The organism is Halocynthiibacter styelae (assembly GCF_016123485.1).
Lineage (GTDB): Bacteria > Pseudomonadota > Alphaproteobacteria > Rhodobacterales > Rhodobacteraceae > Halocynthiibacter > Halocynthiibacter styelae.
On record NZ_JADCKQ010000003.1, the window covers coordinates 67,163 to 88,767 of the forward strand.

The window sequence follows — 21,605 nt, forward strand, 5'->3', positions numbered from 1 at the left end:
CGGGCTGGCTTACTGATGGCGGGCCAGGATGTTGCGGATTGTGCGCATTTTTTCGCCTTCACCGTCGCCACCGTGCAGGGTCAGTTGAATTTCAGCGATCTCTGCCAGGGACAGTTCCTGGATGACGTCAGTTGGCAGACCTGCATTGGACAATGTGTTAAACAGGGCGCCGGTGATCATGTTGAGCTCTTGTTCCATGGCGGATGCGGCAGGAGCTGTGAGAGCCAGAGCAAGAGTTGCTGTGGTTGCGAATGCTGCGATGGTGTTTTTCATGGTGTATTCCTTTTCAGAGTTTTCAATTCGTCACGGCGGGTTCTGCCGATGGATGCACCCTGACGTGGCAGTGACATTTTGTGAAAACACGAAAACCTCACGAAAATGATGCTGATATGTGGGTTGACGTGGGATCGGTGTGAGACTGCGTCATGACGTCTGTGCATTAACTTTGAAAAGCCCATGAAAGACAGGATAACGCGCGATCACAGATCTGGGGGGCAGATGTGAATGTCAGGTTCTCGTGATCAGGTTGGGGATGTGCTGCCAGAATGAGTTGCACGGGTTGAACTTAATGTGTTCGTTTCGTGTGTTCAGAATGGGGTGAGATTTGCGGGTGATCAGAAAATAATTGGCGAAACCGCGGGAAAATCGAATTTCCGCCTTGATTCCCATTTCGCGCTGGCGTACTCCGGCGGCGGTGATAGGGGTTTAGCTCAGTTGGTAGAGCATCGGTCTCCAAAACCGAGGGTCGTGGGTTCGAGTCCCTCAGCCCCTGCCATTCACCATCCTCCGGAAATTGAGAATCGACGCTTTGCGTCAGATGTAGGATCCGCTATGGAATTTGCCCCTTTATTTGCTTACTGTCTGGCGCTTTTTGTGGCTGCGGTCATTCCGGGCCCGGGTATTGCTGCGCTTGTCGGGCAGGCGCTTGGCGGTGGGTCGCGCAATTCAATGTTCTTCATCCTGGGAATCGCGCTTAGGGATCTCACCTGGCTGACGGTTGCTGTGGTTGGCCTGGCGGCGGTTGCGAAAACCTTTGCGGAGGCATTCCTGGTTATCAAAATCATGGGTGCTGTGTATCTTCTTTATCTGGGCTGGGTTTTCTGGACGGCAGATGTCAGTGAAACCCGGATCAGAACCACGAAAGAAGGCACGGCGCTGTCTTCTGTTTTTGCAGCTTATATGGTGACATTGGGCAATCCGAAGTCGATCATCTTCTATCTGGCATTGCTGCCGTCGGTTGTTGATCTGGACCGTGTGGATCTTGTGCAATGGCTGATTCTGGCTGTGTTGACCACTGCTGTGCTGTTTGCCGTTCTGATCCCCTATGCGATGCTGGCAGCAAAGGCGCGGGCTGTGATGTCGGACACATCGGCCCTGCGAAAACTGAATCAGGTGGCTGCGGGCGTGATCGGTGCAGCTGGTGCTTTGATACTTGCAGAGGCGACTGCAGCGTTTTTCAGGCGCGCCTGACATCCCCTTATACCTGTAGGCTGCTGAATACCCTGAGAATGCACGAGGGTCGTCACATTTTTGCCTCTCTGTGGCGTTGAATGGTTCTCAACAACCTGGAGGAAAAGAATGCTGAAGGCCCTGCGTCTGTTTGTTGTGCTACCCGCGTGGGGGTATATTCTGCTGGCTGCTTGCCTGGGCTGGTGGGTGTTTTCAGGCGATGCAGAGACGCGCGCGCGTGAACATGCAATTTCGGAGGCGTTGCACAATCCGGCGCCCCTGTTTGTCAATCTTTCAGACTTCGACCTGTCCAGAGACGTTCATCCGAATCGCGAGATCGCGGTTGAAGGCTGGTTTGGTCCGGATGATAATTATCCGCTGAACAAGCCGGGGAATCTCACATCCGGCACGGCTGAACACTTTATCTATCTGCTGTTCGGTCGGAATGACCCGTCGGATGCGCGTTTCGTACGTGCAGCGATCATTATGACGGCTGAAGAGCAGGAATTTTTCCTGCGGAATATGGAACGCTTTATGGGCGGTGTTTCCGGTGGTGGGATCTCTTTCAGTTTTTCTGGGGAAATGCGCCAGAATCCCGTGTTGAAAACGGCTGCACTTGAAGTGCTTGACCGGGAGCGGCTGTGGCGGGATGAGAACTTCATATTTATTCGCCCCTGGCTTCATGGGCGCGAGGCAGCGCTGCAGGCAAAACGTCAACCGGTTGAAATCAATATAGTAGGTTGGCTGATCGTCGGCGTGATCTTTCTGACTGGATGTCTGAGATTTTCCTGGCCCTGGCTGGCAATACATCCGGCAATGTCGCGGTTCTTCCCTGAGACTCGTCCGGAGGCGATGGTGCCGCCCACTGAGCCCCAGATGGCGGCAGCCCGGGGTGATCAGGCCAAAACTGTCTTTGCAAAAGTTTTAACGAATCTACCGGGCAGGTTTGCCCATAGAGCGGATGGCTTGGGGATGCCTGACGACAAAAACGGCGGGGAGGCCGATATGACTGTGAAAACTGATACGCCACGTGTTCTGAATGATGGGCGTGCGACAACCGGGTTGGGGCGCTTCCTGATGCAGCGCCTGACCGGGCTTCTCGGAGGCTTTGGCGGTAAAAGTGCAGGGGCCAGCCGGACATCTGGCGCCGTGTCTTCGCGCTCTGGTCGTCCTGCCGATCCGTTTGACCGTCTGCGTCAGGATCGCATGGGTTGAAAGCAGTTACTGGGTGCGTAAAAGCGCAGGGTTGAAATCCCTGCGCAAAGCGCGTATCTGCTGCATGATCTGAACGACCGAAAAACGCAGGACAGTCCTCATGGCGAAAACCAATCCGGCACAATTTATCCAGCAGACACGTGCTGAGGTTTCCAAAGTTGTCTGGCCAACCCGGCGCGAAGTGCTGCTGACCACCGGTATGGTGTTTGCGCTTTCTGCTGTGGCTGCGCTTTTCTTTTCGCTGGTTGACCTGATTTTTCGCAATGGTCTGCAGGCGATCTTCACTTACTTTGGGTGAAGCGAACAGGGGTATGCGCCCCTGAATGCACTTGATAAACGACAGCGCGGGGTCTATTCCGGGCTGTAAGCCGGATAAGGCGCGCACCGATTCGGGCGGCGCGCTGTTTTTGTTCCGGTAAGCAGTGGTCTGACCACTTGATGATTTAGAATTTACCGGCGGCCCGACCCCCGGCAATGTGAGGCAAAGCACGATGGCGAAACGGTGGTATTCTGTAAGCGTTCTCTCAAACTTTGAGAAGAAGATTGCCGAGCAGATCAGACATTCCGTAATCGAAAACGGTCTGGAGGATCAGATCGAAGAAGTGCTGGTGCCAACCGAAGAAGTAATCGAAGTGCGCCGTGGCAAGAAGGTAACGGCTGAACGCCGCTTTATGCCGGGTTACGTTCTGGTACGCATGGAAATGTCCGACGAAGGTTACCACCTTGTGAACTCCATCAACCGCGTCACCGGCTTCCTCGGCCCGCAAGGCCGCCCGATGCCAATGCGTGATGCGGAAGTAAACCAGATCCTCAACCGTGTTGAGGAAGGCGTTGAAGCGCCACGCACCCTGATTCACTTCGAAGTTGGGGAAAAAGTGGCTGTGAACGAAGGTCCGTTTGAAGGCTTTGACGGTATGGTTGAAGAGGTGGATGACGACAACCAGCGCCTCAAAGTGACTGTATCCATCTTCGGCCGCGAAACCCCGGTGGAACTGGAATACACCCAGGTGACCAAGCAGGGCTGATCCCGTACGGATTGCTAAAACGACAAGCGGCCTTCCGGGCCGCTTTTCTTTTGCGCATACGTCTGAACTGCCTTGCAATGAAGCCCGGGCAGGTGTATCCCGCGCCAGTCGCAATGTGGTTCGCCGCAGGGCGATTCCTTTTGTGGGAGGCGAAGTCGTCGCGATGACTAAACCCAACCACTAACCCAAAGCATCGTCAACGCGTGATGATGTGGTGAAAATCAGGAGAAGCCTCATGGCTAAAAAGCTCGCTGGCACAATGAAACTGCAGGTTCCTGCAGGTAAAGCCAACCCTTCCCCGCCCGTAGGTCCAGCACTGGGTCAACGCGGCATCAACATCATGGAATTCTGTAAAGCGTTTAACGCGAAAACACAGGAACTTGAAGTTGGCGCACCTTGCCCGACCGTGATCACATACTACCAGGATAAGTCCTTCACTATGGACATCAAGACGCCACCTGCGTCTTACTTCCTGAAGAAAGCTGCAAAGCTGTCATCCGGCGCGAAACTGCCAGGTCGTGAGACCGTAGGTTCCGTAACCGCTGCTCAGGTGAAAGAAATCGCCGAAGCAAAAATGAAAGACCTGAACGCGAACGACATCGATGCTGCTATGCAGATCATCCTTGGTTCTGCACGTTCCATGGGCATCGAGGTAAAGTAAGATGGCAAAACTCGGAAAACGTACCGCTGCCGCTCGCGAAGCCTTCGCTGGTAAATCCAACCTGACCGTTGAAGAAGCTGTTGCGCTGGTGAAATCCAACGCAAACGCAAAATTCGACGAAACCATCGAAATCGCGATGAACCTGGGTGTTGACACCCGTCACGCTGACCAGATGGTTCGTGGTGTAATCGGCCTGCCAAACGGCACCGGTAAAACCATGCGCGTTGCTGTTTTTGCACGCGGCCCGAAAGCTGAAGAAGCTCAGGCTGCTGGCGCAGACATCGTTGGTGCAGAAGACCTGATGGAAACCGTTCAGGGCGGCACAATCGATTTCGATCGTTGTATCGCAACACCTGACATGATGCCTGTTGTTGGTCGTCTGGGCAAAGTTCTTGGTCCACGCAACCTGATGCCAAACCCAAAAGTTGGCACTGTGACTATGGACGTTAAAGCAGCTGTTGAAGCTGCTAAAGGCGGCGAAGTTCAGTTCAAAGCTGAAAAAGGCGGTGTTGTACACGCCGGCGTTGGCAAAGCATCTTTTGACGAAGCTAAGCTGGTTGAGAACGTTCGTGCCTTTGTTGGTGCTGTTTCAAAAGCCAAGCCTGCTGGTGCCAAAGGCGCTTACATGAAATCCATCACCTTGACCTCCACAATGGGTCCTGGCGTGACGATTTCTGTAGACAACGCTGCAAGCGAATAAGCTGCACTTGTTTTGAGATTTTGAAAGGCGTCCCCCGGGGCGCCTTTTTTATGTTTCGGGATAATTCCTGGCTTGGCAAATCCCGGCAAATCTCATAAAAGCATCCAGGCAGGAAAGCGTGCGATTCGTCGTGCGCTCTTTTGCTTTCGTCCAAGACGGTGGGTGATTGTCATTTGACCTTCATAATTCCTGCCTGAGACGGGTATGACCGGATTATTTCGAGGTTCTCCTCGGGTGGTTTTGGACTGGCCCCGTAGTACGGACCTGAACGCTGGATGTTCTGCATCTGGCAAAGTAGAGCCGGGGGGTGTAAGCCCCTCAAATTTGGAGTGAAACTGTGGATAGAGCCCTTAAAGGAAAATTGGTCGACGAGCTCGGCCAAATCTTTGAAAGCTCTGGCGTTGTTGTGGTTAGCCACTACGAAGGCCTTACAGTTGCTGAAATGCAGGATCTGCGCGCTAAGATGAGCGAAGCAGGCGGATCCGTACGTGTTGCCAAAAACAGGCTCGCCAAAATCGCCCTTGATGGTAAACCTTGCGAAAGCATTGGTGACCTTCTGACGGGTATGACCGTTCTGACCTATTCTGAGGATCCTGTGGCTGCGGCTAAGGTTACTCAGGAGTACTCTAAGGAAAACGACAAGCTCGTGATCCTTGGTGGTGCAATGGGTGAGAATGCTCTTGACGTTGCTGGCGTGAAAGCCGTTGCATCGATGCCATCCCGCGAGGAGCTTATTGCTTCCATCGTTGGCTGTATCGGCGCACCTGCTTCCAACATCGCCGGCGCGATTGGCGCACCTGCAAGCAACATCGCAGGCGTTTTGTCTACAATCGAAGACAAAGCTGCTTAAGCAACTTGAGACCTTCGCAGGGATACCCCCACGCGTTGGAACAGAAACTGAAAGAACGGAAACAGTATAATGGCTGATCTGAAAAAACTTGCTGAAGAGATCGTAGGTCTGACCCTTCTCGAAGCACAAGAACTGAAAACCATCCTGAAAGACGAGTACGGCATCGAGCCTGCTGCAGGTGGCGCAGTAATGATGGCTGCTGGCGGCGACGCTGGTGGTGCAGAAGAAGAAAAAACTGAATTCGACGTTGTTCTGAAGAACGCCGGCGCATCCAAAATCAACGTGATCAAAGAAGTTCGCGGCATCACAGGCCTGGGTCTGAAAGAAGCTAAAGAACTCGTTGAAGCTGGCGGCAAGATCAAAGAAGGCGTTGATAAAGCTGAAGCTGAAGACGTTAAAGCGAAGCTGGAAGCAGCTGGCGCTGAAGTCGAAGTGGCCTAATTGGCCTCTGGCCCCTTTGGGAGCCACATGAAATTTGGCTGGACCTGGTGAAAATCCGGGTCCAGCCGAACCTGTCTCAGAAAGATCTTTTGTTTCACTCGCCTTCAGGGTGATGTTTCGGAAAGACCTTTCTAAGGTATGTTCAACGGATCGGGAGCAGCCCCTGGGAAGGCTTGCACGAATAGATCTGAATATATCGTTTTTTGTATGCACGCGTCTGTGACCCCCGACAGGCGTGCGCGGGCGAAAAAAATGAAGGTGACCAAGCGCATGGCTCAAACCTATCTCGGCCAGAAACGGCTTCGTAAGTATTTCGGTAAAATCCGCGAAGTTCTTGAGATGCCGAACCTTATTGAGGTTCAGAAATCTTCCTATGACCTGTTCCTGAAGTCCGGCGATACGCTGGAACCAATGGATGGTGAAGGTATCAAAGGTGTTTTCCAATCGGTTTTCCCGATCAAGGATTTCAACGAAACATCCATTCTGGAATTCGTCAAATACGAGCTGGAAAAGCCGAAGTATGACGTAGAAGAATGCATGCAGCGTGACATGACCTATGCTGCGCCGCTGAAGGTCACCCTGCGCCTCATCGTGTTTGATATTGATGAAGACACAGGCGCGAAGTCTGTTAAGGACATCAAAGAACAGGACGTCTTCATGGGCGACATGCCTTTGATGACACCAAACGGTACATTTGTTGTGAACGGCACCGAACGTGTGATCGTGTCCCAGATGCACCGTTCTCCTGGCGTGTTCTTTGACCACGACAAAGGCAAAACCCATTCTTCCGGTAAACTTCTGTTCGCCTGCCGCATCATTCCTTATCGCGGTTCCTGGCTGGACTTTGAATTTGACGCGAAAGACATCGTATTCGCCCGTATCGACCGTCGCCGTAAACTGCCTGTGACCACGCTTCTTTATGCGCTTGGCCTGGACCAGGAAGGCATCTGTGACGCGTATTACAACACAGTGAACTACAAGCTGAAAAAGAACAAAGGCTGGGTAACACCGTTCTTCCCGGAACGAGTGCGCGGGACCCGTCCTGTCTATGATCTTGTGGATGCGAAATCTGGTGAAGTTATCGCGGAAGCTGGCAAAAAAGTAACGCCACGCGCCGTGAAAAAGCTGATCGAAGAAGGCAATGTAACCAACCTTCTCGTTCCATTTGATCAGATCGTTGGCCGCTTTGTTGCCAAAGATATCATCAACGAAGAAAATGGCGCGATCTATGTTGAGGCCGGCGACGAGCTGACTCTTGAAATGGACAAAGACGGCGACATCATCGGTGGCACTCTGCAGGAACTGCTGGAAGCCGGTATCACCGATATCCCGACGCTGGACATCGACAATGTGAACGTGGGTCCATACATCCGCAACACAATGGCGAACGACAAAAACATGGGTCGCGACACCGCGCTTATGGATATCTATCGTGTGATGCGCCCGGGTGAACCGCCCACAGTTGACGCGGCATCTGCCCTGTTTGACACATTGTTCTTCGACAGTGAACGTTATGACCTGTCCGCAGTTGGCCGTGTGAAAATGAACATGCGTCTGGCTCTGGATGCAGAAGATACACAGCGTACTCTGCGCAAAGAAGACATCATCTCCTGTATCAAAGCGCTGGTTGAACTGCGTGATGGTAAAGGCGATATCGACGATATTGACCACCTTGGTAACCGTCGTGTGCGTTCCGTTGGCGAACTGATGGAAAACCAGTACCGCGTTGGTCTGCTGCGTATGGAACGCGCGATCAAAGAGCGTATGTCTTCCGTTGAAATCGACACTGTGATGCCACAGGATCTGATCAACGCGAAACCTGCTGCTGCGGCTGTTCGTGAGTTCTTCGGCTCTTCCCAGCTGTCCCAGTTCATGGACCAAACCAACCCGCTGTCAGAAGTCACACACAAACGTCGTCTTTCCGCGCTTGGCCCAGGTGGTCTGACCCGCGAACGTGCCGGCTTTGAAGTCCGTGACGTTCACGCAACCCACTATGGTCGTATGTGTCCGATTGAAACGCCGGAAGGGCCAAACATTGGTCTGATCAACTCACTGGCGACCTTCGCACGTGTGAACAAATACGGTTTCATCGAAACACCTTACCGTAAGGTTGTTGACGGTCACGTGACTGACGAAGTTCAGTATATGTCCGCGACTGAAGAAATGCGTCACACTGTGGCCCAGGCCAACGCGACGCTGGATGAGAACGGCAACTTCATCAATGATCTGGTATCTACCCGTGAATCCGGTGACTATAAGCTGTCCCAGCGTGAAAATGTTGACCTGATCGACGTTTCACCAAAGCAGCTGGTCTCTGTTGCGGCCTCTCTGATCCCATTCCTTGAAAACGACGATGCGAACCGGGCCCTGATGGGTTCGAACATGATGCGTCAGGCGGTGCCACTGCTTCAGGCAGAAGCGCCGATCGTTGGCACAGGTATTGAGGAAATCGTCGCACGTGACTCTGGTGCTGCCTATATGGCGAACCGCGGTGGTGTGGTTGACCAGGTTGATGCGCAGCGTATCGTTATCCGTGCAACTGAAGATCTCGAAATGGGTGACGCAGGTGTGGATATCTACCGCATGCGCAAATTCCAGCGTTCCAACCAGAACACCTGCATCAACCAGCGTCCGCTGGTGAAAGTAGGCCAGAAGGTTGCAAAAGGCGAAGTGATTGCTGACGGCCCATCCACCGATATCGGTGAACTGGCGCTGGGTAAAAACGTCGTCGTGGCGTTTATGCCATGGAACGGCTACAACTATGAGGACTCCATCCTCATTTCCGAACGTATCGCGCGTGATGACGTGTTCACATCCGTCCACATCGAAGAATTCGAAGTGGCGGCCCGTGACACCAAGCTCGGCCCTGAGGAAATCACACGTGATATTCCAAACGTGGGTGAAGAAGCGCTGCGCAACCTCGATGAGGCTGGCATTGTTTACATCGGTGCCGATGTAGAACCTGGCGACATTCTGGTTGGTAAGATCACACCAAAAGGCGAAAGCCCGATGACACCGGAAGAAAAGCTTCTGCGTGCGATCTTTGGTGAGAAAGCATCTGACGTCCGTGACACATCCATGCGCGTGAAGCCGGGTGACTTCGGTACTGTTGTAGAAGTGCGTGTCTTCAACCGCCATGGTGTGGAAAAAGACGAACGTGCGCTGCAGATCGAGCGTGAAGAAGTCGAAGCACTGGCCCGTGACCGTGACGATGAACTTGCGATCCTGGATCGCAACATCTACGCACGTCTGCGTGACCAGATCCTTGGCAATGTTGCTGTGAAAGGCCCGAAAGGCCTGGCACCAAACACCAAGATCACTGAAGATGTTCTGTCCGAACTCTCCCGTGGTCTGTGGTGGCAGCTGGCCCTTGAGGACGAAGATGCAGCACAAATCGTTGAAGCTCTGAATGAGCAGTACGAACTGCAGAAACGTGCATTGGACGCGCGCTTTGAAGACAAAGTTGAAAAAGTCCGTCGCGGCGATGATCTGCCTCCTGGTGTGATGAAGATGGTTAAAGTCTTCATCGCGGTGAAGCGTAAGCTTCAGCCTGGTGATAAAATGGCGGGTCGTCACGGGAACAAAGGTGTTATTTCCAAGGTTGTGCCTATGGAAGACATGCCGTTCCTTGCCGATGGTACTCCGGTTGATTTCTGTCTGAACCCGCTTGGTGTGCCTTCACGTATGAACGTCGGTCAGATCCTTGAAACCCACATGGGTTGGGCTGGTCGTGGTCTGGGTATCAACATTGATGAATCCCTGCAGGCTTACCGTCGCAACGGCGACCTGACTCCGGTGAAAGAAGCGATGCGCATTGCTTATGGCGATGACGTGTATGCTGAAGGCATCGAAGGCATGGAAGACGAAGATCTTCTGGAAGCAGCAGGTAATGTGACCCGTGGTGTTCCGATCGCAACGCCGGTCTTTGACGGTGCGAAGGAAGCAGACGTGAACTCTGCGCTGGAACGTGCCGGTTTCGACACTTCTGGTCAGTCTGTTCTGTATGATGGCCGCACCGGTGAACGTTTCGCACGTGAAGTGACCGTTGGTGTGAAATATCTGCTGAAACTGCACCACCTCGTGGACGACAAAATTCACGCACGTTCCACCGGGCCTTACTCTCTCGTTACGCAACAGCCTCTGGGTGGTAAAGCTCAGTTCGGTGGTCAGCGCTTCGGTGAGATGGAAGTCTGGGCTCTGGAAGCATATGGCGCGGCTTATACCCTGCAGGAAATGCTCACTGTTAAGTCTGATGACGTAGCAGGCCGGACGAAAGTCTATGAGAGCATCGTGAAGGGCGAAGATAACTTCGAAGCCGGTGTACCGGAAAGCTTCAACGTGCTTGTGAAAGAAGTCCGGGGCCTCGGCCTCAACATGGAACTCCTGGATGCGGAGGAAGATGAATAAGGCCCCGCGCCTTATTCATCCTTCCTTCCCCCTTAGATAAAGGTACGCAAAATGAACCAGGAACTGTCAACAAACCCGTTTAACCCGCTGGCCCCACAGAAGACCTTTGATGAAATCAAAGTGTCCCTGGCGTCTCCGGAACGGATTCTTTCATGGTCTTTCGGTGAGATTAAGAAACCGGAAACCATCAACTACCGTACATTCAAGCCAGAACGCGATGGTCTGTTCTGCGCACGGATCTTTGGCCCGATCAAAGATTACGAATGTCTGTGTGGTAAATATAAGCGCATGAAATATCGCGGCGTTGTCTGCGAAAAATGTGGTGTGGAAGTAACACTGCAAAAAGTGCGCCGTGAACGTATGGGCCACATCGAACTGGCGTCCCCAGTTGCGCATATCTGGTTCCTCAAGTCCCTGCCAAGCCGGATCGGCCTGATGCTGGACATGACCCTGCGTGATCTGGAACGTATTCTGTACTTCGAAAACTACGTTGTGATCGAACCTGGCCTGACAGACCTGACCTTTGGTCAGATGATGTCAGAAGAAGAATACATGGATGCACAAGACGCATACGGCATGGATGCTTTCACCGCCGGTATCGGTGCGGAAGCCATCCGTGAAATGCTGTCCATGATCGACCTGGAAGCTGAAGCAGAAGCACTGCGTGCGGATCTGGCTGTGGCAACAGGCGAACTGAAGCCTAAGAAGATCATCAAACGTCTGAAGATCGTTGAAAGCTTCCTTGAATCCGGCAACCGCCCTGAGTGGATGATCATGACCGTTATTCCGGTCATTCCACCAGAACTGCGCCCATTGGTTCCACTGGATGGCGGCCGCTTTGCGACGTCAGATCTGAACGACCTTTACCGTCGTGTGATCAACCGGAACAACCGTCTGAAGCGCCTGATCGAACTTCGCGCACCTGACATCATCGTCCGGAACGAAAAACGTATGTTGCAGGAATCTGTGGATGCTCTGTTTGACAACGGTCGTCGTGGCCGTGTGATCACCGGTGCGAACAAACGTCCTCTGAAATCCCTCAGCGATATGCTGAAGGGTAAGCAAGGTCGTTTCCGTCAGAACCTTTTGGGTAAACGCGTCGACTTCTCTGGTCGTTCGGTCATTGTGACCGGTCCGGAACTGAAGCTGCATCAATGTGGTCTGCCGAAAAAGATGGCGCTTGAGCTGTTCAAGCCGTTTATCTATTCGCGCCTTGAAGCCAAAGGTCTGTCTTCCACTGTGAAGCAAGCCAAGAAACTGGTTGAAAAAGAACGTCCCGAAGTCTGGGATATCCTGGATGAGGTCATCCGCGAACATCCGGTCATGCTGAACCGTGCGCCGACGCTGCACCGTCTTGGCATCCAGGCGTTTGAACCTGTGCTGATCGAAGGTAAAGCCATCCAGCTGCACCCGCTTGTATGTTCCGCGTTTAACGCTGACTTCGACGGTGACCAGATGGCGGTTCACGTACCGCTGTCTCTGGAAGCGCAGCTTGAAGCACGCGTCTTGATGATGTCCACCAACAACGTTCTGTCACCTGCAAACGGTGCACCGATCATTGTTCCTTCTCAGGATATGATTCTGGGCATCTACTATATCACGATGCAGCGCGAAGGCATGAAAGGCGAAGGCATGGTCTTTGCCGACGTTGACGAAGTGCAGCACGCTCTGGACGCGGGTGAAGTTCACCTGCACGCCAAAATCACAGCCCGCATCCCGCAGGTTGATGAAGAAGGCAACACCGTGATGAAGCGCTTTGAAACCACTCCGGGCCGTGTACGCCTGGGTGCGCTTCTGCCACAGAACGCCAAAGCACCATTTGATCTGGTGAACGGTCTTCTGCGGAAGAAAGAAGTGCAAAGCGTGATTGACACTGTCTACCGCTACTGTGGTCAGAAAGAATCTGTGATCTTCTGTGACCAGATCATGTCCACAGGCTTCAAAGAAGCGTTTAAAGCCGGTATTTCCTTCGGCAAAGACGACATGGTTATCCCTGATACCAAATGGCCGCTGGTTGATGAAACCCGCGATCAGGTGAAGGGCTTTGAACAGCAGTATATGGACGGCCTGATCACTCAGGGTGAAAAATACAACAAAGCAATCGATGCCTGGTCAAAGTGTAACGACAAAGTCACCGACGCGATGATGTCTACGATTTCTGACACTGGTTCCGATGAAAACGGTGCGGAAAACGAACCAAACTCTGTTTACATGATGGCCCACTCCGGTGCGCGTGGTTCTGTAACACAGATGAAACAGCTGGGCGGTATGCGCGGTCTGATGGCAAAGCCGAACGGCGATATCATCGAAACACCGATCATCTCGAACTTTAAAGAAGGTCTGTCGGTTCTTGAGTACTTCAACTCTACCCACGGTGCCCGTAAAGGTCTGTCCGATACCGCGCTTAAAACAGCGAACTCTGGTTATCTGACACGTCGTCTGGTTGACGTTGCGCAGGACTGTATCGTGCGTGAACACGATTGCGGAACTGAACTGGCTGTGACCATTGAAGCGGCTGTGAACGACGGTGACGTTGTTGCGTCCCTGGGCGAACGTGCACTGGGTCGTGTTTCTGCTGATGATGTCATGGTGCCTGGCACTGAAGACCAGCTGCTGGTTGCTGCCGGCGCGCTGATCGACGAACGCAAAGCGGATGAGATCGAAGCAAGTGGTCTGGCCTCTATGCGTGTGCGCAGCCCGCTGACCTGTGAAGCCGAAGAAGGCGTCTGTGTTCAGTGTTACGGTCGTGACCTTGCACGCGGCACCCAGGTGAACCAGGGTGAAGCTGTTGGTATCATCGCGGCGCAGTCCATTGGTGAACCTGGCACACAGCTGACCATGCGTACATTCCACATTGGTGGTGTTGCACAGGCCGGTGGCCAGCAATCCTTCCAGGAAGCATCTGCCGACGGTAAGATCGAACTGCGTAACGCAAATGTTCTTAAAAATGCAGCCGGTGATCTGGTTGTTATGGGCCGGAACATGGCGGTCGCGATCATCGATGAAAACGGTGAAGAGCGTGCGAACTTCAAAGTTGGCTACGGTTCAAAAATGCACGTCAAAGATGGTGCCTCTGTGGCCCGTGGTGACAAGCTGTTTGAATGGGATCCATACACGCTGCCGATCATCGCTGAGAAAGCCGGTACCGCTAAGTTTGTTGACCTGATCAGCGGTATCGCTGTGCGGGATGAAACCGACGAAGCAACCGGTATGACCCAGAAGATCGTGATCGACTGGCGTGCAGCGCCAAAAGGCAACGAACTGAAGCCGGAAATCATCGTTATGGATGAAAACGGCGAACCAATGCGCAACGATGCAGGTAACCCTGTTTCCTACGCAATGTCTGTGGATGCGGTTCTTTCGATCGAAGAAGGTCAGAAGATCGCAGCCGGTGACATCGTTGCGCGTATCCCGCGTGAAGGTTCTAAAACCAAGGACATCACCGGTGGTCTGCCACGTGTGGCTGAACTGTTCGAAGCACGTCGCCCGAAAGATCACGCGATCATCGCTGAAATCGATGGTTATGTGCGCTTCGGCCGTGACTATAAGAACAAGCGTCGTATCTCTATCGAACCAGCAGATGAGTCCCTCGAAACCGTGGAATACATGGTACCGAAGGGCAAACACATCCCGGTTGCCGAAGGTGATTTCATCCAGAAGGGTGAATACATCATGGACGGTAACCCTGCTCCGCACGATATTCTTGCGGTTATGGGTGTGGAAGCGCTGGCGAACTACATGATCGACGAAGTTCAGGACGTTTACCGTCTGCAGGGCGTGAAGATTAACGATAAACACATCGAAGTTATCGTGCGTCAGATGCTGCAGAAATGGGAAATCCAGGACTCTGGTGAAACCACACTGCTGAAAGGTGAACACGTTGATAAGGCCGAATTTGACGCCGCCAACGCAAAAGCCATTGAACGCGGTGTACGTCCGGCCAAAGGCGAACCGATCCTGCTGGGTATCACCAAAGCATCCCTGCAGACACGTTCCTTCATCTCTGCGGCGTCCTTCCAGGAAACCACACGTGTTCTGACCGAGGCATCTGTCCAGGGTAAGAAAGACAAGCTGGTTGGTCTGAAAGAAAACGTCATCGTGGGCCGTCTGATCCCGGCGGGTACCGGTGGGGCAACCCAGCAGGTGCGCAAAGTTGCTGCGGATCGCGACAATGTGGTTCTCGAAGCCCGTCGCGAAGAAGCCGAACAGGCTGCTGCTCTGGCGGCACCATCGGCTGCTCCTGCGGACGGCGATATGGCGCAGGCCGAAGCTATGATGAAAGAAATGATGGACAGCGGGATCATCGGCAACGACTGATGATCAACCTGATCACGCTTCATAAGAAAGGCCCTGACAATGTCGGGGCCTTTTTCTTTGGGGGGGGGCACATGTGAAGGTCAGGCTGCGGGCATGCAAAGGTTTTCAAATGGCACAATGTAGCGTTGCGGATTGTCAATTCTGTCAAATCGGAAGCGGCGAGGTGACCAGTTGAAGAATTTCTGTCCATCTTCGGCTTCGACAATCAGAACACCATGGAAGTGCCAGTTTGATGTAGACTTGAAGCCTGTGGCCGTTGAGTAGAAGGAAAAGCCGCGCAAGTCTGTTGCGGCTGAAGTTTGTTCCTGTCGGCTATGCTGCGCGAGACAATAAGGATTCCCGCTTGCGATGCTCCCGGCTTGTATCAGGATGACCGGCACAGTCAGCAGGGACCAAAAAGCTGCAGCGGACGAAATGAGGAAACCTGACCAGGCCAGCCGTACCTCAGAAGTACTGAGGCGACCAAATGACAGAATGAGAAACCCGGCGGTCGCGGTGAATGTCAGGGACACACCATGTAAGGTTGAAATCTGAAATGACGCTGATGACGAAAGCACTGCATTTATCAGTGTTAGCAATATGCCCGACAGAAATGCAGAGATTGCCAACATCCTGATCAGTACCGGGGATGCCGGCCTTCCACGCAGGAAGCGGATCGTCACACAGACCAATGGTATGGCAGGACTGGTCTGGACCAGAAGATAAACACTTTGGACCAATCCGCTGTAATGATCGGATGCGTCCGTATCGACCAGTTGCAGATGTCCCGCAAGGATCAGCAAAGAAAGCAGTAAAAGGGACAGCCAGTGTGGCTGTGTTTTGTTTTCTGTTCTGGCTGAAACGAGACCTTTGTTCATGGCTCTAACTAACAGTGGACGGGCGGGAGGACAATTTTGCGCCAGAGCCAAGAATTGAGTTTCAATTTACGCAAGGCATGGCGTAATTGGGCGACAGCCGGAAATATTTCCCGCTGGGTGAAAATTGATAAGCGGGCAGGGGACAGATGATGCAGGACAATACGCGCGGTGCGCTTCTGATGATGGCGGGCATGGCCTGTTTTGTCTGCAATGACACCTGCCTGAAGCTGATCGGTACAGACATGCCGTTGCAGCAGTTGTTGCTTCTGCGGGGAACACTGACAATTGCCCTGATGGTTGCCCTGGCAGCCAGCCTTGGCCAGCTGAACTTCCGCATGAGCGGTAAGGACTGGACCTGGGCCAATATCCGGGGCCTGGCCGAAGTCGGTGCAGCCTATTTCTTCCTGACCGCTTTGTTCAACATGCCGCTTGCCAACCTGACAGCGGTGCTTCAGGCGCTGCCGCTGGCAATCACCTTGGCGGGGGCGGTGTTCCTGCGGGAGCGTGTCGGCTGGCGGCGCTGGTCTGCGATCCTGATTGGTTTTGTCGGCGTGATGCTGATCGTTCAGCCGGGCGGGGATGGGTTTAACATCTATTCCGTTTATGGCTTGTTGGCGGTGGGCTTTGTCACCCTGCGCGATATGTGCGCGCGCCCCCTGTCAAAAGATGTGCCCAGCATGGTGGTCGCGATCATCGGTGCGGTGGGTGTTACCGCAGCGGCGGGGCTTGTGCTGCTCTGGGATACATCCGTCTGGCAGCCGGTTTCTCTGCGCAATGGGATCCTGATGACCATGGCCGGGTTTTTCCTGCTGGGTGGCTACTATTTCAGCGTAGCCGTGATGCGCGTGGGTGAGGTCAGCTTTACCTCTGGTTTCCGGTATACCGGGCTGATCTGGGCGCTGATTATCGGCTGGTTCATCTGGGGTGACTGGCCTGATGTTGTCACCTGGATCGGCATCCTTATTGTGGTGGCATCCGGTGCCTTTACCTTCTGGCGGGAACGGGCTGTAAAACAGGTTACGGCCGACAAGGTTGCTGGTTAAATCCGGCTTTCAGGCATGCCGGGTGGCGCTGTTGACAAGGGGGGCGACTCTCCATATACGGCGACCACCGGGCCAGGAATCTCCTTGCCTGGTTCTTATCTTTTGTGGACATGATCCTGGTCGAACAAGCCCTGATCCTCTGGAAACAAGCCGTATGATTTCATCATGAAAACCATGTGGTTCCGGTACTTTGCATTCGGTAAAGTGCTTTAATAACTGAAATGTGTTGCAACACGGGGAAATAACCGGAATGCCAACGATACAACAGCTGATCCGCAAGCCGCGCCAGCCGAAAGTAAAACGTTCTAAATCGATGCACCTGCAGTCGTGCCCGCAAAAACGCGGCGTCTGCACACGCGTTTATACAACGACTCCTAAGAAACCGAACTCCGCGATGCGGAAAGTTGCCAAGGTTCGCCTGACCAACGGTTTCGAAGTAATCTCTTACATCCCGGGTGAAAGCCACAACCTTCAGGAACACTCTGTGGTTCTGATCCGTGGCGGCCGTGTAAAAGACCTTCCGGGTGTCCGTTATCACATCCTGCGTGGTGTTCTGGATACCCAGGGCGTTAAAGACCGTAAACAACGCCGTTCGAAGTACGGCGCGAAGCGTCCTAAGTAAGGGGAATAAGAGATGTCCAGACGTCACGCCGCTGAAAAACGCGAAGTTCTGCCAGATGCAAAATATGGCGACCGCGTAATCACCAAATTCATGAACAACCTGATGATCGATGGCAAGAAATCTGCTGCCGAGCGCATCGTTTACAACGCATTTGACCGCGTTGAAGACAAGCTGAAGCGCGCACCGGTAGAAGTTTTTCACGAAGCTCTCGAAAACATCAAACCATCTGTCGAAGTTCGCTCCCGCCGTGTGGGTGGTGCAACTTACCAGGTGCCTGTTGAAGTGCGCATTGAGCGCCGCGAAGCGCTGGCAATCCGCTGGCTGATCGCTGCTGCACGTAAGCGCAACGAAAACACAATGGAAGAACGCTTCGCCGGTGAACTGCTTGACGCAGTGAACAACCGCGGTTCCGCAGTTAAAAAGCGCGAAGACACTCACAAAATGGCCGATGCGAACAAAGCATTCAGCCATTACCGTTGGTAACCCTTTAGGATCAGGACGAGAATTATGGCTCGCGAATATCCCCTCGATCGGTACCGTAACTTCGGTATCATGGCGCACATCGACGCAGGTAAAACCACCTGTTCCGAACGCATCCTGTACTACACTGGTAAAGAACATAACATCGGTGAAGTACACGACGGCGCTGCAACCATGGACCACATGGAGCAGGAACAGGAACGCGGTATTACTATCACGTCTGCTGCGACAACCACTTTCTGGGAACGTACAGAAGATGGTGAAACTGCTGACTCTGAAAAGCACCGCCTGAACATCATCGACACCCCTGGTCACGTTGACTTCACGATTGAAGTTGAACGTTCCCTCGCGGTTCTCGATGGTGCGGTTTGTGTTCTTGACGCCAACGCTGGTGTTGAACCACAGACTGAAACTGTTTGGCGTCAGGCTGACCGCTACAAAGTTCCACGTATGGTTTTTGTCAACAAAATGGACAAAATCGGCGCGGACTTCTTCAATTGTGTTCACATGATTGAAGATCGTACCGGCACCACTGCAATCCCTGTTGGCGTACCTATTGGTGCGGAAACAGAACTTGAAGGTCTGGTTGACCTCGTCACCATGGAAGAATGGCTGTGGCAGGGTGAAGACCTTGGTGCGTCATGGATCAAAGCACCGATCCGTGAAAGCCTGCAGGACATGGCGAACGAATGGCGTGGCAAACTTGTCGAAGCTGCTGTTGAGCAGGACGACGATGCTATGATGGCATACCTCGAAGGCGAAGAGCCAGACGTACCAACACTGCGCGCACTGCTGCGTAAAGGTACCCTGGCGATGGCTTTCGTACCTGTTCTTGGTGGCTCTGCCTTCAAAAACAAAGGTGTTCAGCCGCTGCTTAACGCTGTGCTTGACTACCTGCCAAGCCCGCTGGACGTTGTTGACTACATGGGCTTTAAGCCTGGTGACGAAACAGAAACACGTGACATTGCCCGCCGCGCGGATGATGAGATGGCGTTCTCTGCTCTGGCGTTCAAAATCTGGAATGACCCATTCGTGGGCTCCCTGACCTTTACACGGATCTATTCCGGTAAACTGGAAAAGGGCGATACATTCCTGAACTCCACCAAAGGCAAAAAAGAACGTGTTGGCCGCATGATGATCATGCACTCCAACGACCGTGATGAAATCACGGAAGCGTTCGCTGGCGACATCATCGCGCTGGGTGGCCTGAAGGACACCACAACCGGTGACACGCTGTGTGCTGTGAACGAACCTGTTGTTCTCGAAACAATGACATTCCCTGATCCTGTGATCGAGATTGCTGTTGAGCCGAAAACAAAAGGCGACCAGGAAAAAATGGGTCTCGCTCTGCAGCGTCTGTCCGCAGAAGATCCATCCTTCCGTGTGGAAACTGACATCGAATCTGGTCAGACCATCATGAAGGGCATGGGCGAACTTCACCTTGATATTCTCGTCGACCGTATGCGTCGTGAATTCAAAGTGGAAGCGAACATCGGTGCGCCGCAGGTTGCTTACCGCGAGACCATTGGTCACGAAGTTGAGCACACCTACACCCACAAGAAACAGTCCGGTGGTTCTGGTCAGTACGGCGAAGTGAAAATGATCATTTCTCCGACCGAGCCTGGCGAAGGTTTCTCCTTTGAATCACGCATCGTTGGTGGTGCTGTTCCGAAGGAATACATCCCGGGTGTTGAAAAAGGCATCAAGTCTGTCATGGACTCCGGCCCTCTGGCTGGCTTCCCTGTGATCGACTTCAAAGTTGCTCTGATCGACGGTAAGTTCCACGATGTTGACTCCTCCATCCTCGCGTTCGAAATCGCTGCACGTATGTGTATGCGTGAAGGTATGCGCAAGGCGGGTGCGAAGATGCTCGAACCTATCATGAAAGTCGAAGTGATCACTCCGGATGAGTACACCGGTGGCATCATTGGCGATCTGACCTCCCGTCGTGGGCAGGTACAGGGCCAGGATACCCGCGGTCACGCCATCGCGATCGACGCTTTCGTGCCTCTGGCGAACATGTTCGGCTACATCAACACTCTGCGTTCCATGTCTTCTGGCCGCGCGCAGTTCTCGATGCAGTTTGACCACTATGAACCAGTACCGTCTAACATCTCTGAAGAGATCCAGGCGAAATACGCTGGCTAAGCAAATTCGCGGGGTGGCTCAGGTCGCCCCGCTCTCTCACACCGGGCGCATAGCCCACAGTTTTTAAGGAGGCCTCCCATGGCTAAGGAAAAGTTTGAGCGTAATAAACCGCACTGTAACATCGGTACCATTGGTCACGTTGACCACGGTAAGACGACGCTGACCGCTGCGATCACCAAGCAGTTCTCTAACGAGTTCAAAGCTTACGACGAGATCGACGGCGCGCCAGAAGAAAAAGCACGCGGCATCACCATCTCTACTGCACACGTTGAGTATGAGACAGAGAACCGTCACTACGCACACGTTGACTGCCCGGGTCACGCTGACTACGTGAAAAACATGATCACCGGTGCGGCACAGATGGACGGCGCGATCCTGGTTGTGAACGCAGCTGATGGCCCTATGCCACAGACCCGTGAGCACATCCTTCTGGGCCGCCAGGTTGGCATCCCTGAGATGGTTGTTTTCATGAACAAAGTTGACCAGGTAGACGACGAAGAGCTGCTGGAACTGGTTGAAATGGAAATCCGTGAACTGCTGTCCGAATACGGCTACAACGGCGACGATATCCCTGTTGTTGCTGGTTCTGCTCTGGCAGCTCTGGAAGACCGTGACGACAACATCGGCAAAGAGAAAATCGCTGAGCTGATGGCTGCTGTTGACTCATTCATCCCACAGCCACCACGTGCGATCGACGAGCCATTCCTGATGCCTATCGAAGACGTATTCTCAATCTCTGGCCGTGGTACTGTTGTAACCGGCCGTGTTGAGCGTGGCGCGATCAACGTTGGTGATTCCATCGAAATCGTTGGTATCCGTGACACATCCACCACCACCTGTACTGGTGTTGAAATGTTCCGCAAGCTGCTGGACCGCGGTGAAGCTGGCGACAACATCGGCGCCCTGCTGCGTGGTGTGGACCGTGAAGGCGTTGAGCGTGGTCAGATCCTGTGTAAGCCAGGTTCTGTTAAGCCTCACACCAAGTTCGAAGCAGAAGTTTATATTCTGACCAAAGAAGAAGGCGGTCGTCACACCCCATTCTTCGCGAACTACCGTCCACAGTTCTACTTCCGTACAACTGACGTCACCGGTACATGCATCCTGCCAGAAGGCACCGAGATGGTTATGCCAGGCGACAACCTGAAACTGTCTGCTGAACTCATCGCGCCAATCGCGATGGAAGAAGGCCTGCGCTTCGCGATCCGCGAAGGTGGCCGCACAGTAGGTTCCGGTGTTGTTTCCACAATCATCGAGTAATTTCGCGCCGCGAAATCACTCGGGTGGCAACGCCTGACAGAAAATAAAGAACCCCCGCTCAGAAATGGGCGGGGGTTTTCTTTTGTGGGCTACAGTTACTGTTAATAGTTGGGAATGCTGTTACTCTGAGAAT

Annotated in this window: 17 protein-coding genes and 1 tRNA gene; 16 read left to right on the forward strand and 2 right to left on the reverse strand. The window is 53.3% G+C overall.

Annotation, left to right across the window (positions count from 1 at the left end; translation table 11 throughout):
• Positions 1-9: 9 nt before the first annotated feature.
• Positions 10-273, reverse strand: a complete 264-nt coding sequence (locus H1D41_RS04790; protein WP_228847842.1) for a hypothetical protein — start codon at positions 271-273, stop codon at positions 10-12.
• Between the two features lie 426 nt (positions 274-699).
• On the opposite strand from H1D41_RS04790, the gene H1D41_RS04795 reads away from it, so the two are divergent.
• The 11 genes from H1D41_RS04795 (at position 700) to rpoC (ending at position 15,065) form a co-directional block, all read left to right on the forward strand.
• Positions 700-775 (forward strand) — tRNA-Trp (locus tag H1D41_RS04795).
• A gap of 56 nt (positions 776-831) precedes the next feature.
• A complete protein-coding gene (locus tag H1D41_RS04800) occupies positions 832-1,470 on the forward strand; it encodes a LysE family translocator (protein WP_228847843.1) in 639 nt (212 codons plus the stop codon).
• A gap of 108 nt (positions 1,471-1,578) precedes the next feature.
• On the forward strand, positions 1,579-2,664 hold the full coding sequence (locus tag H1D41_RS04805) for a hypothetical protein (protein ID WP_228847844.1): 1,086 nt from the start codon (positions 1,579-1,581) through the stop codon (positions 2,662-2,664).
• A gap of 100 nt (positions 2,665-2,764) precedes the next feature.
• Positions 2,765-2,962, forward strand: a complete 198-nt coding sequence (secE, locus tag H1D41_RS04810; RefSeq protein WP_107497304.1) for a preprotein translocase subunit SecE — start codon at positions 2,765-2,767, stop codon at positions 2,960-2,962.
• Between the two features lie 193 nt (positions 2,963-3,155).
• Positions 3,156-3,689: a transcription termination/antitermination protein NusG gene (gene nusG, locus H1D41_RS04815; RefSeq protein ID WP_107497303.1), complete on the forward strand. Its 534-nt coding sequence runs from the start codon at positions 3,156-3,158 to the stop codon at positions 3,687-3,689.
• Between the two features lie 235 nt (positions 3,690-3,924).
• A complete protein-coding gene (gene rplK, locus H1D41_RS04820; RefSeq protein WP_228847845.1) occupies positions 3,925-4,350 on the forward strand; it encodes a 50S ribosomal protein L11 in 426 nt (141 codons plus the stop codon).
• A 1-nt stretch (position 4,351) separates the two neighbouring features.
• Positions 4,352-5,050, forward strand: a complete 699-nt coding sequence (gene rplA / locus H1D41_RS04825; RefSeq protein WP_107497301.1) for a 50S ribosomal protein L1 — start codon at positions 4,352-4,354, stop codon at positions 5,048-5,050.
• Between the two features lie 337 nt (positions 5,051-5,387).
• A complete protein-coding gene (gene rplJ / locus H1D41_RS04830) occupies positions 5,388-5,900 on the forward strand; it encodes a 50S ribosomal protein L10 (RefSeq protein ID WP_228847846.1) in 513 nt (170 codons plus the stop codon).
• Between the two features lie 69 nt (positions 5,901-5,969).
• Positions 5,970-6,341 (forward strand): 50S ribosomal protein L7/L12, encoded by a 372-nt coding sequence (gene rplL / locus H1D41_RS04835; protein WP_107497299.1) that lies wholly within the window; start codon positions 5,970-5,972, stop codon positions 6,339-6,341.
• Positions 6,342-6,611: 270 nt separating this feature from the next.
• Positions 6,612-10,748: a DNA-directed RNA polymerase subunit beta gene (rpoB, locus tag H1D41_RS04840; RefSeq protein ID WP_228847847.1), complete on the forward strand. Its 4,137-nt coding sequence runs from the start codon at positions 6,612-6,614 to the stop codon at positions 10,746-10,748.
• 51 nt (positions 10,749-10,799) lie between these two features.
• Positions 10,800-15,065, forward strand: coding sequence for a DNA-directed RNA polymerase subunit beta' (rpoC, locus tag H1D41_RS04845; protein ID WP_228847848.1), 4,266 nt, complete (start codon positions 10,800-10,802; stop codon positions 15,063-15,065).
• Positions 15,066-15,145: 80 nt separating this feature from the next.
• On the opposite strand, the gene H1D41_RS04850 is transcribed toward rpoC, so the two are convergent.
• A complete protein-coding gene (locus tag H1D41_RS04850; protein WP_228847849.1) occupies positions 15,146-15,922 on the reverse strand; it encodes a hypothetical protein in 777 nt (258 codons plus the stop codon).
• A gap of 149 nt (positions 15,923-16,071) precedes the next feature.
• Between H1D41_RS04850 and H1D41_RS04855 the strand changes: the two genes are divergently transcribed.
• The 5 genes from H1D41_RS04855 to tuf all read left to right on the forward strand — a co-directional run bounded on the left by H1D41_RS04855 (position 16,072) and on the right by tuf (position 21,472).
• The gene (locus tag H1D41_RS04855) at positions 16,072-16,965 is read left to right on the forward strand and encodes a DMT family transporter (protein ID WP_228847850.1); all 894 of its coding nucleotides are present in this window, start codon (positions 16,072-16,074) and stop codon (positions 16,963-16,965) included.
• A gap of 250 nt (positions 16,966-17,215) precedes the next feature.
• The gene (gene rpsL / locus H1D41_RS04860; protein ID WP_039018325.1) at positions 17,216-17,587 is read left to right on the forward strand and encodes a 30S ribosomal protein S12; all 372 of its coding nucleotides are present in this window, start codon (positions 17,216-17,218) and stop codon (positions 17,585-17,587) included.
• Between the two features lie 12 nt (positions 17,588-17,599).
• Positions 17,600-18,070: a 30S ribosomal protein S7 gene (gene rpsG, locus H1D41_RS04865; protein WP_228847851.1), complete on the forward strand. Its 471-nt coding sequence runs from the start codon at positions 17,600-17,602 to the stop codon at positions 18,068-18,070.
• Positions 18,071-18,094: 24 nt separating this feature from the next.
• Positions 18,095-20,215, forward strand: coding sequence for an elongation factor G (fusA, locus tag H1D41_RS04870; RefSeq protein WP_228847852.1), 2,121 nt, complete (start codon positions 18,095-18,097; stop codon positions 20,213-20,215).
• A gap of 78 nt (positions 20,216-20,293) precedes the next feature.
• Complete coding sequence (gene tuf / locus H1D41_RS04875) at positions 20,294-21,472, forward strand: elongation factor Tu (protein ID WP_228847838.1); 1,179 nt, start codon at positions 20,294-20,296, stop codon at positions 21,470-21,472.
• The last annotated feature ends 133 nt before the right edge of the window (positions 21,473-21,605 follow it).